We start from the raw sequence: 15,383 nt of genomic DNA, 5'->3' as shown, positions 1-15,383 counted from the left end.
GTATATGAATGTATATAATTAGGGTGGAAAAACTTAGATTGTTGTTGTATTATGTCTATAATTATGATTACATACGAATCAGTAACGTCAGATTGAGATGAGGATAATTTCCGTATGGCATAAAAGTGTTGGTGAAGATGGCGTTTGGAACTTAGAGAATGAGCGAGTACGGACGGATTCGTATTTGACAGGTATTCAAGGAGGAATTACGACGTGAATTTTTTGGAAGAGAGAATAACTAAGGATGGAATAGTAAAGGAGGGCAATGTTCTCAAGGTGGATAGTTTCCTGAACCACCAGATGGATATACGTCTGTTTGATCAGATCGGTGAGGAGTTCAAGAAGAGATTTGAGGGAACAGAGATCAACAAGATCCTTACTATAGAGGCATCCGGAATAGGCATTGCCTGTGTTGCTGCCAGACATTTTGACGTGCCTGTTGTATTTGCGAAGAAGTCAAAGAGCATCAACATAGAGGGCGATGTATATGTGGCAGAGGTAGAGTCATTTACACACAAGTGTAAGAATCAGGTTATCGTATCCAAAAAATTTATAAATCCGGAGGACAAGATTCTTATCATAGATGATTTTCTTGCAAATGGATGTGCGCTTCAGGGACTCATCTCCATAGTCAAGTCAGCAGGCGCTAGCGTAGAGGGAATCGGAATCGCGGTTGAGAAGGGCTTCCAGACAGGTGGTCAGGTCATCAGGAATCTCGGATATCATCTTGAGTCGCTTGCGATAGTGGACAGCATGGACGCTGCTACGGGCGAGATAAAGTTCAGGGAGCAGTAGGATCGCTGCGGGATATTTGCTGAGAGGTGGGGTATATGGGAAATAACAATTTAGAAGAAAAAAATGTTTCTATGCCTGAGAAAATTGGAGGCGTAATATTTGGCATATGGTTTGTTGCCAGTATTATAGCCGGATTTGTTGCAAGTGAGATCGGAACGGATGCTGTTATGCTTGTTGTGGGGCAGTTTTTTGCCGGGATAGTTCTTGTCATAATTCTAAAGACTCTTATTCCGATGATTAAGAAGCGAAAGCGGGGGAGCATCATCGGTATAGTGTTCATATCTGTGTTTGCCGGTGCTGCATCGGCGCTGATATGGGCGGCGTGTGCTGTGAAAGATGGCTCTTTTGCGGATAAGATAGTATTGCTCCCGGAACGGATATTGGGGAGAGAAAATTGCAATGTTGGAGCATTTTATGCAGAGATATTTGCCTGTGCATTCTTTGTGGTCAGTGCAATAACACTGCTCTCTGTGATATGTAAGAGAAAAGCGCTTGAGCGAAGATGTTCATTTACTGTGAAAGCTGTATGCCATGATGTACGTGCAGATATGAGACAGGATATGAGAGCCGGCAGAAGATATCCGGAGGCGGGAGTATTTGAATTTACATACAGGGATAAGCAGTATAAAGTGTATGAGCAGACGTATGTATATGGACTGAATATAAGTAAAGGCGATGTGGTATATCTTTATATCAACCCAGAAAATCCGTACGAATTTTATCTGGAAAACAGTGGTATATTCAGCAGTCAGGCGATATGGTCAGCAGTTTTTTTGATGATTATATCAGGTTTGATGGCCGCAGGCTGCAATTTGTTGATTTTTAGGTGAAAAAATAGCCAGGTGTATGTTCTCCAATTTGGAGAATATGCACCTGGCTGTTTCTACGTAATTTTATCTAAAACTCTTCAGCCAGTTCACAAGAGAGTCATGCCAGATGTTGTCTGTGACAGTCTTCTTCATCTGCGCATCAACAGGTCCGTTGCCTGCAAGCTTTGCCAGGATAGCAGCCTGAAGTTCAGGAACTGTCATGGATTCCGGAGACTTGCTCCAGTCAACTGTGATGGTTTCTGGATCAACCGGGGTGTCGGCAGCAGCTTGGGCAGAAGCGTCCTTGGCTGAATCTTTTACCTCGTTGGCGGCAGAAATATTCTTCTCAGTATTGGTTGTGTTTTTCTTAGCATCTGCAGATTCTGTAGCAGTCACAATGTCTTTGGATTCTTTGGATTCTATCTTTGGTTCAGCTTCCTTATTGCCTTTTGCATCGGTAGCTGTTTCAGATGCTGCTTTATCTTCTGTGTTGGTCTTAGCTTCGCTCTCAGTCTTCGTCACAACCTTAACCGGCTTTACATCCAGGTCTGTTCCCTCAGGCACCCAGATCTCTCCACTGTTTGCAGGCTGGGTTATGTTGATATGACCATCCTGTACAGATACCTTTTCGCCTGACAGGGCGCCGATGTATGCTGTGCAGTTCCCTGCTGCAAGGTGCATTCCGGCTGGGGCATCGTCGTTGTTCACTGACACGATGACACGTGTTCCGTCAAGATCCCTCGCGTATGCGAACTGTCTGTTGGTGAGCATCAGCTCATCGTAGCTGCCATATGACAGTGCAGGAACGGCCTGACGTACCTTGCCGAGTGCGGCGATGAGTGCTGTGCAAGGGTTGGTTTTTACTGAATCCTTGTAATCTTCTATATTGAGAGCTGGTCTTAAGCTGTCGTCTGAGCCATATTCCTTGCGTCCCTCAATACCAAATTCTGAACCGTAGTATATGCTAGGCACACCCGGAAGAGTGTAGAGCAATACATGTACAGGTGCAAAATGAGCCTTATTGGTAAGTTTTGTATAGATACGCTCCACATCATGGTTGTCTACGAAGTTGTAGAGCTTTAATGTTCCCATGTTCTGGAGACGTCTTACAGTGTGCGCGATTTCAAAATAGTTGTGGTCATTGTGGCCGCTGTACAGAGCCTTGTGAAGTGTGTAGTTGGTGACACTGTGAAGAGTCTCGCCGTTTACCCAGCGGCTGTAGTCGCCGTGGATGACCTCACCCATGAGCCAGAAATCCGGCTCCACTTCATTTGCTGTGCGGCGCAGTGCCTTCATGAAATCAAAATCAAGGACGTCCGCAGCGTCAAGTCTGATTCCGTCCACATCGAACTCACTCACCCAGAAACGGATCACATCGCATATATAGTCAACGACAGCAGGATTCTTCTGATTCAGCTTGACGAGAAGGTTGTAGCCTCCCCAGTTGTCGTAAGAGAAACCGTCGTTGTACTCGTTGTTGCCCCAGAAATTCACGTTGCAGTACCAGTCCTTGTACTGTGAATTCTCTCTATTTGCCTGGATGTCCTTGAATGCGAAGAAGTCACGGCCTGTGTGGTTGAACACTCCGTCGAAGATGACCTTTATTCCCTGTTCATGGCAGTAAGCCACAAATGCTGTCAGGTCCTCATTTGTTCCGAGACGGGAGTCGAGCTTCTTGTAATCTGTAGTCTCGTAGCCGTGTCCGACTGACTCAAAGAGTGGTCCGATGTACAGTGCTGAACCGCCAATCTCCTTTATATGATCCACCCATGGAAGCAGGGTGTTTAAGCGGTGAACAGGCTCACCGTAGTCGTTCTGTTTAGGGGCTCCCGTAAGTCCCAGTGGATAAATGTGATAAAAAACTGCCTCATCATACCATGCCATAGTTATCCCTCCATATTTTAGGTGCTGTCAAATACAAAGCACCCGATATTATTTGATATACGCTGTGAGCTGCAAGTGTTATCAGAAGCTGCCCACAACGTTTATATTATACTAAAAAAATTAGAAAAATGCGACAAAAAGTCATGTATGTATTGCACGACAGAGCCACAGATGCAGGAAAAAGGCTCCATTGGAGTAGTGACGCTGGCGTGCTGTCTGCTCTTCCATATATTTGCAAAGTCATACTGGAAGCAGCTCTCAGTTCTGTTCGGACTTGTGGTTGGATATATAGTAGCAGTGTGCATGGGTATGGTGGATTTCTCAGCACTCAGCGGAACATCAGTCATAGCACTCCCTCACATCATGCCATTTAAGCCGGAGTTCAACTGGAACGCGATCATATCAGTAACTCTTCCCTAAGATCGTGCAGACGGTATTTGCTGAGAACTGTGTGGCTGTTGTATTCATAGTTGCAATCATTCTGAATCTTGTGCTTCCTAAGAACATGGATGCCCACGAGGCCCCAAAGACTGAGGATGTAGAATAAAAACCTTTCATAAGGTGTAAGTGTTAATCACAGCGTCGTTCTGATATTATGATATCAGAGCGGCGCTGTTTTTGCTTTTTCAAAATAGGTCAAAAGGGGTTAGGTACCTCCGTCCCCAAATAAAAATAAAGAAAGGTGAACAATATGGATAGTTTATTAAAGATAGAATCACTGAAGAAATACTATGGCAAAAAGCCAAACCAGACTAAGGCTCTGGACGGCATATCATTTCAGGTCATGCCGGGGGAGTTCCTTGGCATCATGGGTAGCAGTGGATCGGGAAAGTCCACACTGCTGAACTGTATCGCAACGGTCATAAAGCCTGACAGCGGAACCATAGAGCTTCAGGGCAAAGAGATACAGGCGCTTAAAGGTGCGAAGCTTGCGCAGTACAGAGGCAGGGAGATAGGTTATCTGTTCCAGAATTTTGAACTTCTGGACAATCTAACAGGCAGAGAGAACATTATGGTTCCGTTGTCAATACACGGTGTATCCGAGGATGAGAGCAGAAACAGACTGGAAAAGCTTTCATCATATCTGGAGATAGATAACGTGCTTGACAAATTCCCATCGCAGATGTCTGGTGGTCAGAGACAGAGGGTTGCGGCCGCCAGAGCACTCATACTTAATCCGGGGATCATTCTTGCGGACGAGCCGACCGGAGCACTCGACTCAAGAAATGCAAAGGCACTCATGGAGAAACTGTTGGGACTGAACAGGGATGACAACACTACCATACTTATGGTGACCCACGACTCAAATGCGGCCAGCTTCTGCAAGAGGATACTCTTCATACAGGATGGCAGGATATTCCATGAGCTCAGAAGAGATATGGAGAGAGAGTCACAGCAGGAGTTTTATGAGAGGATACTCAAGCTGATGGCGCAGATGGGAGGAGGCAGCGCAAATGTTCTTTAAACTCGCAATGAGGAACAGCCGGAGAAGCAGGAAAGAGAATGGTCTGTTCTTCGCTTCGCTGGTCGTGTCCATAGTGGCATTTTATATCATATTGGCGCTGTCCCATCAGGATGTGATGATATTCCTGAGAAGTCTTGAAAGCGATGCGGTGAACAGTCTTCTTCAGATAGCGGCGGTGTTCTATGTATTTTCACTGGTCATGTTGTTCTTTCTTATATACTATGCAAGCAAATACCAGCTCGAACGACGGAGGCACGAACTTGGAATGTATATAATGATGGGGATGAGGAGATCAAAGCTTTTTGCCCTGCTGATTGCGGAGGATCTGGGCAGCAGCGTAGTGGCTCTGCTCATCGGACTTCCTATAGCGATCCTGATGTCTGAGGTGGTCAGCCTTCTCACAGCCAGACTGGTAGGTCTTGGCGTTATAGGTCATCACGTATCATTTTCACTGCAGGCAGTCATACTGACAACTGTTGGATTTGTAGCGATAAAGCTTGCAGCATTTCTCATACTGAGCGGTAAGCTTGCAAGAAAGCAGATAGGCGATCTCCTTGTAGATACACCGGAGACAGAGAAGAAACAGCTTCCGGCTCCTGTGTATGGTGTGAGTGCAGTCCTCGGTCTTGTTGCGCTGGTCATTGCATACTGTCAGGGAATAGGCGGCTATTCGTGGATCAGCGTAAAATATATGGCGGTCACCATAACACTGGGATTTGTTGGCATGTTCCTGCTGTTTTTCGGTCTCAGGCTCTTTGTTGATGCACTGGCCAGACGTGCAAATGGCTCAAAACCACTTGCTGTGTTCGGTTTCAGGCAGATACACGAAAATGTAGTAACAAAATCTGGAACGCTTGCAATAAGCTCGATACTCATACTCGGCGCTCTGTGCTGCTGCGGTGCGGGCGTTGGCATATGTATATCCAGACAGAATATGGATCATGTGCTCGATTATACATTTGCCTCATATGGGGGTGACGCTGAGACGGACAGCAGGAATATCCGCGCGAAACTGGAGGAAACCGGCGTGTTGGAGGATTTCTCGGACGTATTCGATATGAAGCTTGGTTATATAAAGATGGGTGAAAATGAGTCCCATGATGATGCTGTGAACGTGGGGAATGTCATATCCGCACTTGAAAAACTCAAGGTTTCAGAGGATAGGGATGTGCTTATAAATAACATGTCATACATGACATACCCTTACCTGATCCAGGAGAGTGCGTACAACAAGGTGCTTGAGACTGCGGGAAAGGAGCCTTTGGAGCTCGGAGAGAATGAACTGGCACTCTATACGGATTTCTTTACTGATTACCGCGGAGGTTTACTGAATGAGGTATTGGCAGAGCGTCCGGAGGTGGATGTAAGAGGAGATGAGTATCATCTGACCGGAGAGGTCCAGACCACGAAGATTGTGACAGATTCATCGATAACCCTGTCGTTCGGACTTATCGTGGACGATGATACATTTGCCAGACTGACAAATGACAATTACGAGTTATATGTAAATGCCGTTCTCAAAAAGGATATCGTGGACGATAAGGGCCTCATGAAAGCCATAATGGACGAAAATGAGAAACTTGACGGCATAGATTTTGAGAGTATAAACGCTGATTGCGAGAGTTATCTGCAGAACATAGGAAGAAATATGTTCTACACGGTGGCTGCAGGATATATAACGCTTTATTTGGCGGTGGTGTTCCTCATAATCGCAAATACCATAATCGGTGTTCAGTTCCTGATGGGACAGAGAAAGTCCGGCAGAAGGTACAGAACCCTTGTGAAGCTTGGCGCGACATACGAAATGCTTTGCAGCTCAGCAAACAGACAGGTGGGCTGGTATTTCGGAATCCCGGTTGCCGTGGCGGCGGTCAGCAGTATATTCGGTGTGCGTGCTCTGCTCACGGGAATCCTGTCAGAATCCATGCGTGGCAGTGTGAAACAGATACTTATCATAGCTGCGGTTATGATAATCCTGTTGTGTGTGGTAGAATATATCTATATGACAGCGGTGAAACGCTCAAGCAACAGATATCTCATGGCGATGATGACACCGGAAAGGGTTGAGTAAACGGTGAAGTGTGTGATGGTGGTTGAGGACGATGTCCTCATGTGCGATGAACTTCTGGATATGCTGACAAAGGCAGGATATAGGGCAGTTAAGCCAGATGGATTTGACAACATAATAGAACAGATACTGGACATGGCTCCGGATATTCTTCTGCTGGATATCAATCTTCCTGGCAGGAGCGGCTTTGACATATGCCGGGAGATCAAGAGGCGGAGCTCTGTCCCGGTGCTGGTTCTCACATCGAGGGACCAGCTAAAGGACGAGCTCCATGCGCTGGAGCTGGGCGCTGATGAATTCCTCACGAAGCCATGCCGCCGTGAGCGGCTTCTGGCCCGGGTGGCAAATGTGCTCAAGAGGTACGAGGGCAGACAGAACCTGATCGAAGGAGAAGGGTTTCTTCTGGACACTCAGACATACACTCTGTATATAGATGGGAGATCTGCGGTGCTTCCACAGAATCAGGGACGTATATTTGAGACACTTATGACAAGCGGAGGAGATGTCGTGTCTAAGGAGAAACTTTGTGAGGCAGTGTGGGGCACATCGGAGTATATAGATGAAAATGCCCTGCAGGTGAATCTTACAAGACTCAAAAAGACAATGGCGGGACTGGATATGAAGGCAAAGATCATAGCTGTAAGAGGCGTTGGATACAAAATATTCCCTGGGGACGGAGGTGCCTGACCCACTAGTCAGAGTGGAGAAAATATGAAAAGATTTGGACTTGTTATAAAACAGAATATTGTCTGGCTTGGTCTGCTGCTTCTGACGGACGTGGCGTTCTGCTTCTTCATGTGGCTTGTGGCACCAGAGGCATTTGTCAGAATAAGGGTGCTGGTTGGCATGTTCACTGTGATACTGTTCGCGGTGGTGTGCTCGGTGCTGTGTATAAAGGACAGGAAGAAGATTGAGGCGTTCAGGAGATTTGTCACTGCCCCAGATGAACAGAGCGAGATAGAAATGAGGAGCCTGTGCGGGGCTTCTGAACAGGAATATGTGAGCGTGCTGTCGGAGGAGCTTCACGATCTGAGAGATTCAGTGATGCAGAGTGGCAGACAGCTCAGGGATTATCAGGAGTATGTGGAGAACTGGGCACATGAGATCAAGACCCCCATCTCTCTGCTGACATTTGTGGTGGACAACAGGAGAGATGAGCTGCCTCATAATGTTGTGATGAAGATGGACAATGTGACCAGCCAGATGCAGAACTATGTGGACCAGATGCTCTACTACGCCAGACTGAAAAGCGATTCCAAGGATTATCTCATGGAGAGCATAGATGTGGAAGAATGCGTGGATGAGGTGATAGCTGACTACAGATCCCTGCTTGAGGAGAAGGGCATACGGGTCAGAAAGTGTCTTGAGAATGGAGAGGTGTACAGTGACCGCAGGGGATTGCAGTTTATACTCGGTCAGCTTGTGAGCAATTCCATGAAATACACAAATGAGCAGCCGGAGATATCATTTGACTTCTGGACGGCGGGTGACAAAAAGCTGCTGTCCGTGAGTGACAATGGCATAGGTGTAAAGAGCTGTGACATGCCATACATATTTGCTTATGTGTGATAAAGAAGTAATAGAAGTGTAAAAAATTTTGCCGTTCCTATCCGGCACATGAGGTATGTCGGATAGGTCGGGCGGTTAGGTGTCGGGCAGTTCTACCTTGCCGACAAAAGAATAATAGATTTCGATTTCCTGTCTGCGTAACTTGCCCCGGCGTTTCCCGTCAAGGGCAACGCTTTCATGGACAACGATTTTCTCCACAAACTCCCGCAGCAGAGTAGGGGTAAGTTCTTCAATGGTAGTGTGCCTGCGTACCACATTCATAAACTTTTCAGCGTTTGCGGTGGCTTCCTGCGCTTTGGAAAGTTCTTCCCGCAGTCTGGCGGCACGTTCTTTCAGTTCTTTCTGCTCGGCTTCATAGTCTGCCGACAGCTCTGTGAAACGCTCGTCCGATATGCGCCCGGTTACGCTGTCCTCATACAGCCGCTTGAAGATAGCAGATAACTCGGCTATGCGTTTCTCGGCGGCTTCCAGCTCCTTTTTCTTGGCGGCGTTCCTGCGTCTGTCCCCGTCCTCATTCTGCTCGATTAAAAGCTTCATAAACCGGGCTTCATGCTTTGCCGCATAGCTGGTAACTTTCCGCAGATTGGAGAGTACGCCAGCGGTCAAGAGGTCAGTGCGGATAAAGTGCGCTGTGCAGTCGGCGGTGCGTTTCTTGTAGCTTCCGCAGATATAACAGTCCTGCTTGCGCTTGTCCGTCTGGTATCGCTGCTGGTACATGACGCTGCCGCAGTCGGCACAAAAGAGTATGCCGGAGAACAAGCCCACTTCGTCATAACGGTTGGGGCGTTTGCGCTGCTTGCGTAACTCCTGCACCCGTTCCCACGTTTCCCGGTCAATGATAGGCTCATGGTGGTTCTCAAAAACCGCCTGCTTTTCCGGGGGATTTTCTATGCTGTGTTTCAGCTTGTAGGACGGCTTCTCGGTCTTAAAGTTTACCAGACAGCCCGTATATTCCCGGTTTTCCAGCAGATGAACCACGGTATTGGTCGCCCACTTGCACTCATAGCCGGGGTGGTAGCGGCGGGTGCTGCCCGTCCTGCGGTATTCCAGCGTCCCCGGCGTGGGGATTTGCTGCTCGGTCAGCATACGGGCTATCTTGGTCGGACCGTTCCCGGCAAGGCAAAGGCTGTAAATCTGCCGTACCACCGGGGCGGCTTCCTCGTCAATGATAAAGTTTTCGTCCTCGTCCATGAGGTAGCCATAGACGGGCTTGCTTGTGATGGGCTTTCCGCTCATGCCCTTAGAGCGTTTTACTGCCTTGATTTTCTTGCTCGTATCTCTCACCAGCCATTCGTTAAAAATGTTCCGCAGCGGGGCAAAATCATTTTCCCCCTGTGCGCTGTCCACTCCGTCATTGATAGCGATGAAGCGGACACCTTTCTGTGGGAAAATCATTTCTGTGTACATTCCCACCTGTAAGTAGTTTCGCCCTAACCTCGACATATCCTTGACGATAACTGTCCCGACTTTCCCTGCTTCAATGTCTGCAAGCATGGCTTGAAATCCGGGTCTTTGAAAGTTCGCACCGGAATAACCGTCGTCGGTGTACCAGCGCAGATTAGAAAATCCATTCTGTTTGGCATAGGTTTCCAAAATCCTCTTTTGGTTGGAAATGGAATTGCTCTCGCCTTGCAGCTCGTCCTCATGGGACAGTCTTGGGTAAAGGGCGGTAATGAGTTGCTGGGTGGTCTGTCTTAACATAAATTCCTCCGTTTCCGACAGCCAGCCCCACTATTCCGTACCTTGATTGTACCACATGGGGCGGCTGTCTGTATAGCGGCAAAAGCGTCAAATCTGCTTCTTTACGGTCGGTAAAAATGACGGTTTTTCAATCAGGCTTATCACAGGTCAAATATCCGGCGGCGGCTTCTGCTTCCAGCACTTTCATCATCTTGTCAGCGGCGGTGTCGGTCGCCCCCTCCTTGAAAAAGCCAGACACCACAAGGATTGTGTTGCCTATCCTCGTTTCGGTCACGCAGTCCGGGCGGCGGGCAGGGCGTTTGTTTCTCTGGGTGTCGGTCATAGGCAAATCTCCTTTCCGGCAAGCAGCCGTTTCAGCTGTTCCATTTTTCCCTGTGCGGCGGCTTTCCTCAAATTCTCCCCGGTAAAGCAGAGAGGGGAACACATTTCAAGCAGGCGGTCATAAATCCGGGCGTGGGCGGTGTCCTCCGGGTGCTGCAATTCCTCCAGCGTGAGGTTGGTCGTCACAATCAGCGGCTTCCTGCTCCGGTAGCGGCTGTCAATCACATTGTAGACCTGTTCCAGACCGTATTCTGTGCCACGCTCCATTCCAAAATCGTCAATGATGAGCAGGGGGAAGCTGCAAAGGCGGGAAATATATTCGTTCCTGCCCGCAAAGCTGGCGGCAAGGTCGTTTAATATTGCTGCAAAGTTTGTCATGCACACCGGGACTTCCTGCTCCATGAGGGCGTTTGCAATACACCCGGCAAAATAGCTTTTCCCAGTGCCTACCCTGCCCCACAAGAGCAGCCCGTAGTTCCCGTCCTTTATCTGTTCCCAGCGTGCCACATATCCGGCGGCGTTCTTCATCTGCGGGCAGCTGCCGTTATCGTTGGCAAATGTCCAGTCCTGCATGGTCTTGTCTGTAAAGCCCTGCCGTTTCAGCCGTTCCACCGTTTCAAGGTGGCTGCGCCGCTTCTCGGCGGCTTCCCGTTCCTTACGGGCTGCCCGCTGGCAGTCGCACTCTGACGGGTGGCGGTCACGCCCGAAAAAGGTCTTGCCCTCCGGGAAATAGGCTTCTTTGGGTTTCCGGCATTTGCCGCAGTATAAAAGCCCGTCCTCCCCGGTGTAATCCTCCGGCTCGGCTGTGGTGTCGGTCATAGGCAGTATGGTGTTGTGGATTGTATCGGTCATAGGCTTTCTCCCTCCTTGAATGAATAGTCCGGTATGCCTTTCTTTGGCTTCTCTTTGGCAGCGTCCTCCTGCGCCCACTTGTAAATGGTGGCTGCATGGCTCTGGTACTGCTTCCCGGTGGAAGCGATGTGGCAGGAAAGGCGGTCAAGGTAATACTCCCACTTGCCGGGGAAGTCCTGTTCCAGCTCCAAAAGTTCTGTGTCAGAAAGAAATACATTTTTATATCTGCCATAAGCGGCGGGGGGCTGCCCCTCACTCGCTCCTTTTGTTTGGCTCTCTATTAGGTTGTTTATATTAGTTTGGTTAGGGGACGGTTTTCCGACCGTCATAAGGTCAGTTTTCCGGCTGTCAGTTGGTCGGTTTCCCGCCCTTATGAGGGGCGGTTTTCCGTCCGTCAGTTGGTCGGAAAACTGTACCACTGGGATAGGCGGCACTTTCACATACAGACGGTTGGCGGCAGAAAAGCCCGTCCGTCTGCGTTCCAGCAGCCCGGCAGCGTCCAGTTCGTTCAGTGCGCCCTTTATGGTGGTGCAGCCTTTATCCAGCATTTCCGCTATCTCTGCTATGGGGTAGACAATGTATGTCCGTCCCTCGCTGTCCTGCCAGCCGTTTTTCTGCGAAAGGGTGGAACGGTCTAACAGCAGCGCATATAACTCTCTTGCGGTGTGGGATAGGTCTGTTTCCAGCAGGAAACGGGGGTAAGGCAGGTAAGCGGGCAGCTCCGTTCCTGCGGTCATATAATCAGCGATAGGGTTCACCTCCTTGTGGTGTCTGTCTGTGGGTTCTGTTACGCTTTTAGGGGGCGTTTTTAAGGGAAAAGGATAAATGTATCACGCACCCTTTGACACCCTCCAAAAAAGCCTTGATTTATGCGGGTTTGAAATGCCCTAAAGCGTGACATTTCTCCCTTTGTTTCCGCTTCCGTTTGGCGGCGTTTATCCGCTTCATGCGTCCGGCGCAGTCCGGGCAGTATTTCCCCCGGTTGGATTTTGGGAAGAAGAACGCCCCGCAGACAGCGCAGCGTTTCCGGCTTCCCCGGCGCAAGAGGGCGGCTTCCAGTGCTTCATCAAGGGGCAGGACAGCGGCGGTAAACCAGCGGCAGAGCAGCGAATAGCTGATACTCTGTACACACACGCAAGGCTCGCCGTCCTCCAACAGCAGGCAGTTCCCGCTGTCATAGTTGCAGCACTCATGCACAAGGCGGCGGGCTGCCCGGTACTGGCGGTAGTCCATGCGGGGGATATTACCGTTCATGGCTCTGCTCCTTTCTGCGCTGCGGCTCGCTCCGGCGTAAAATCTGGTCGATATTGCCCTTGACAGTCTGCAAGCGGCGGTACTCCTCCCGTTTTGCCCGGTAATCGTTGTAGCCGCTGTTTTTCTCTTTGATAAGGCTTTCAATCTCTGCTTGCAGGGATTTATAGCTCGGCAGCTTGGAAATGCCGTTCTCCCTGAAATAGCGGGCGGCTGCGTCTGCTATGATAAAGTCACTTTCATGCTTCTGACGGTAGGCTGCTTTTGCTTTGGCGTTTTTCTGCTGTTTCAGCCCGTCCCGGACAGGGCGGGTCTTGGAATAGGCAAGCACCTGCCGTTGCAGCTCCTTTTTCCCGTTCAGCGTCTTTTCCACCTGCTTCAACCACGCAAGGCTTTCCTGCATGGCGGCATAGGCGGCAGAACAGGCTTCGTCCAGTTCCTCCGGGGAGGAAAAGCCGTACTGCTGATAGGCGGTAACGGTAGCTGCCATTTGCTTTAGGTTGTGCTTTGCCGCCCAGCGGTCATAGCCCACGCCCTTGCCCTCGGCTCGCTTGGCTTCCCGGTCAACCATGCGCTGCAAGGTGTTGTCTGCCGGGGTGGTTTTTGCAGCTTTTTCCCCTTGTAACGGCTTTTTAACTGCGGCAGGGTATTCGGGTATGGCTTTGGTCTGTTCGGCAGCTCTGTGGGCGTTCTGCGTGAGCAGGGCAAGGACAGCAGCCTTGTCAAAATCGTCCCCCAGCTTTCGGGCTGTGATAGGCTTTGTCCTGTCCGGCGTGAGGTAGGAAAGCCGCCCCCGGCTCTCCTTGACGGTCACACCCTCCCGCAGCAAAAGGGAAGAAAACTCGTCAAAGCTGCCAGCTTGGGAAAGTGCCTGCCGTATCGTCCGGCGCAGCTTCGCCTTGTCCGTTTCAAACTTGGTGGGCTTGGTCGGCTGTCCGGCGGCTTCTCTGGCGGCGTTCTCTTTGTCAAGGGCAAGCTGCCCTTTCTTTGCCGCCCAGTATTCCCGTTCGGTTATCCGTTCCTTGCTGCCGTTCAAGAGGTCGATTTGGTAAAGCCCCTCCCGGTGGCACATTTCCATGACTTCGCTCTTGAAATATTCCATAGCGGCGTTGGTGCAGCGGTGCTTGCAGCCCTCCAGCGTGTCGGCTGGTCTGTCCATGTAGGGCAGAAGCGGGACTTCGTAAATCCGCAGGGAGTTGATGACGATATGCACATGGATATTCCCGCTGTGGTTATGCCCGTCCGGGTGGGTGCAGATTAGGGCTTGGTGTCCGGGGAAATGCTCCTTGCAGAACTGCTCGCCCAGCTCCTGCGCCCGGTCTACGGTCAAGCCGTTGTCTGTCCCGTCCCGTGGGTCAAAGCTGATGATATAGTGGTGGCTTTTCACATCTTCCCGTTTTTGGTTTTTCTCATAGCGGAGATTGGCTCGCATACAGGCAACAGCGAAATCCTCGCCCCCGCAGTTGAGGGAAGAAATGCGGTAATCCTCCCTCGGTATCAGCCGCCCGTTTTCATCAAGGGTGGCTTTCATGGTAAACTCGTCATGCTCAAATGTGAGATAGGCTTCCGCTGCGCCATAGTCGGCGTTTTTAGAGCTGATATGTTTGAATGTTGCCAACAGCGTCACCCACTTTCTGCAAGACTTCAAACTTTAGGGCAGCAAGGTCGGAAACCGCCGCCCGTACCTCCCCGGCAAGCTGCGGATAGGGACTGTGCCACTCGTTCAGCGTCCGGGCTATCTGGTTTAAGTTGCCGCCGATCCTCCCGTATTCGGCGGTCAGCTTCCCGACAGCGGCAAGCAGCTCGTCATTGATGGGGGAAACGGTTATGATGGGGCGTATGGCTGCCCCGGTTATGGCTTGCCGGATAAACTCGGCTTGGCTCATGTGGTAAGCAGAAAGCCGCTGGGCAAACTCGGCGTATTCTTCCTCGGTCATGCGTGTTTTGACTACCCGGCTGCGGTGCGGCGTGTTGTATCGTTTCATAGGTGGTTGACCTCCTTTCTGTGCGTGGTGTCCTCTCACTAATAGGAGAAAAACAGGGTGTGAAGCGGAACTGTTTTTGAAAAATCCGAAAAATATTTTGAGGGGTTTTTCAGCGGCGCAAGCCGCATAAGCAGGGTTTGGGGAAGGCACTCCCCAACAAGATTCCCGCAGGGGCAAAATGAGCGATAAGCGAATTTTGGCACCTCGGTAGAATCTTGCTCTGTAACTGCCGCAGACTGCCCCTGTCGGTTTTTTCCGTACATAGAACGGACAGGACAGGGCTTCCGACTCGCTATGGGCGGTCTTTTTTCCTTTCCGCTAAAGATACATTTCAAAGGCCGCCAGCTACCCGCTGGACGGGGATTTTTCAAAATTTCTTTCGCTTCTGTAATCCGGGTAGCAGGATTTTGGCAACCGGCGGGGCAGAGAATTTTTCCTTTCACTCCCTACACCACCGCGCTTTGAAATTTGCCAAACGGAACGGCTTATTTTCTCTTTGCTTCTTACTACGGACAAAAATCAAAAATGCCAAACGCCGGGGCAGAAAAGTTTCCCCCTCACTTACTACTACAATCTGAACAGGGCGAAATGGCCGGAAGCGGAACCGGGCAACAAAAAAAGCAGTAAATCTTTTTCAGACTTACTGCTTTCGCTGGCCGCGCCGGTGGCGGCTGGTATTCAGT

Annotated in this window: 15 protein-coding genes; 7 read left to right on the top strand and 8 right to left on the bottom strand. The window is 49.9% G+C overall.

The genetic code is table 11. The features are described 5' to 3' along the window. Positions 1-213: 213 nt before the first annotated feature. Both AB5150_RS14110 and AB5150_RS14105 read left to right on the top strand, forming a co-directional pair. Positions 214-795, top strand: coding sequence for a xanthine phosphoribosyltransferase (locus AB5150_RS14110; protein WP_117551093.1), 582 nt, complete (start codon positions 214-216; stop codon positions 793-795). Positions 796-830: 35 nt separating this feature from the next. Beyond that, positions 831-1,625 (top strand): hypothetical protein, encoded by a 795-nt coding sequence (locus AB5150_RS14105; RefSeq protein WP_368292090.1) that lies wholly within the window; start codon positions 831-833, stop codon positions 1,623-1,625. A 63-nt stretch (positions 1,626-1,688) separates the two neighbouring features. On the opposite strand, the gene AB5150_RS14100 is transcribed toward AB5150_RS14105, so the two are convergent. Further along, a complete protein-coding gene (locus AB5150_RS14100) occupies positions 1,689-3,488 on the bottom strand; it encodes an alpha-amylase family glycosyl hydrolase (protein ID WP_368292089.1) in 1,800 nt (599 codons plus the stop codon). 147 nt (positions 3,489-3,635) lie between these two features. Between AB5150_RS14100 and AB5150_RS14095 the strand changes: the two genes are divergently transcribed. The 5 genes from AB5150_RS14095 to AB5150_RS14075 all read left to right on the top strand — a co-directional run bounded on the left by AB5150_RS14095 (position 3,636) and on the right by AB5150_RS14075 (position 8,590). Continuing rightward, complete coding sequence (locus AB5150_RS14095; RefSeq protein ID WP_349818906.1) at positions 3,636-3,908, top strand: solute carrier family 23 protein; 273 nt, start codon at positions 3,636-3,638, stop codon at positions 3,906-3,908. 271 nt (positions 3,909-4,179) lie between these two features. Next, positions 4,180-4,953 (top strand): ABC transporter ATP-binding protein, encoded by a 774-nt coding sequence (locus AB5150_RS14090; RefSeq protein ID WP_004849881.1) that lies wholly within the window; start codon positions 4,180-4,182, stop codon positions 4,951-4,953. Next, positions 4,943-7,024: an FtsX-like permease family protein gene (locus tag AB5150_RS14085; protein ID WP_349818904.1), complete on the top strand. Its 2,082-nt coding sequence runs from the start codon at positions 4,943-4,945 to the stop codon at positions 7,022-7,024. Before AB5150_RS14090 ends, AB5150_RS14085 begins: the two co-directional genes overlap by 11 nt. A gap of 15 nt (positions 7,025-7,039) precedes the next feature. Next, the gene (locus AB5150_RS14080) at positions 7,040-7,708 is read left to right on the top strand and encodes a response regulator transcription factor (RefSeq protein WP_368292088.1); all 669 of its coding nucleotides are present in this window, start codon (positions 7,040-7,042) and stop codon (positions 7,706-7,708) included. Between the two features lie 24 nt (positions 7,709-7,732). Further along, a complete protein-coding gene (locus tag AB5150_RS14075) occupies positions 7,733-8,590 on the top strand; it encodes a sensor histidine kinase (RefSeq protein WP_368292087.1) in 858 nt (285 codons plus the stop codon). Positions 8,591-8,665: 75 nt separating this feature from the next. Here the strand turns inward: AB5150_RS14075 and AB5150_RS14070 are convergent, their stop codons facing one another. The 7 genes from AB5150_RS14070 to AB5150_RS14040 all read right to left on the bottom strand — a co-directional run bounded on the left by AB5150_RS14070 (position 8,666) and on the right by AB5150_RS14040 (position 14,700). Further along, the gene (locus AB5150_RS14070; protein WP_002594230.1) at positions 8,666-10,291 is read right to left on the bottom strand and encodes a recombinase family protein; all 1,626 of its coding nucleotides are present in this window, start codon (positions 10,289-10,291) and stop codon (positions 8,666-8,668) included. Between the two features lie 127 nt (positions 10,292-10,418). Continuing rightward, positions 10,419-10,613, bottom strand: coding sequence for a transposon-encoded TnpW family protein (locus tag AB5150_RS14065; protein WP_002594231.1), 195 nt, complete (start codon positions 10,611-10,613; stop codon positions 10,419-10,421). Next, positions 10,610-11,464, bottom strand: a complete 855-nt coding sequence (locus AB5150_RS14060; protein WP_002594232.1) for an ATP-binding protein — start codon at positions 11,462-11,464, stop codon at positions 10,610-10,612. The genes AB5150_RS14065 and AB5150_RS14060 overlap by 4 nt, the downstream gene beginning before the upstream one ends. Then, entirely contained in the window at positions 11,461-12,201 is a 741-nt protein-coding gene (locus tag AB5150_RS14055; protein WP_002594233.1) for a replication initiator protein A, read from the bottom strand. The genes AB5150_RS14060 and AB5150_RS14055 overlap by 4 nt, the downstream gene beginning before the upstream one ends. A 130-nt stretch (positions 12,202-12,331) precedes the next feature. Next, positions 12,332-12,718 (bottom strand): cysteine-rich VLP domain-containing protein, encoded by a 387-nt coding sequence (locus tag AB5150_RS14050; RefSeq protein ID WP_002594234.1) that lies wholly within the window; start codon positions 12,716-12,718, stop codon positions 12,332-12,334. Beyond that, a complete protein-coding gene (locus AB5150_RS14045) occupies positions 12,708-14,333 on the bottom strand; it encodes a relaxase/mobilization nuclease domain-containing protein (RefSeq protein WP_002594235.1) in 1,626 nt (541 codons plus the stop codon). Before AB5150_RS14045 ends, AB5150_RS14050 begins: the two co-directional genes overlap by 11 nt. Further along, a complete protein-coding gene (locus tag AB5150_RS14040; protein ID WP_002594236.1) occupies positions 14,305-14,700 on the bottom strand; it encodes a plasmid mobilization relaxosome protein MobC in 396 nt (131 codons plus the stop codon). Before AB5150_RS14040 ends, AB5150_RS14045 begins: the two co-directional genes overlap by 29 nt. Between the last annotated feature and the right edge of the window lie 683 nt (positions 14,701-15,383).

This window comes from Coprococcus sp. RTP21281st1_F1_RTP21281_210402, assembly GCF_040915325.1.
GTDB lineage: Bacteria > Bacillota > Clostridia > Lachnospirales > Lachnospiraceae > Coprococcus > Coprococcus aceti.
This window is presented reverse-complemented; position numbering and strand designations above follow the sequence as displayed.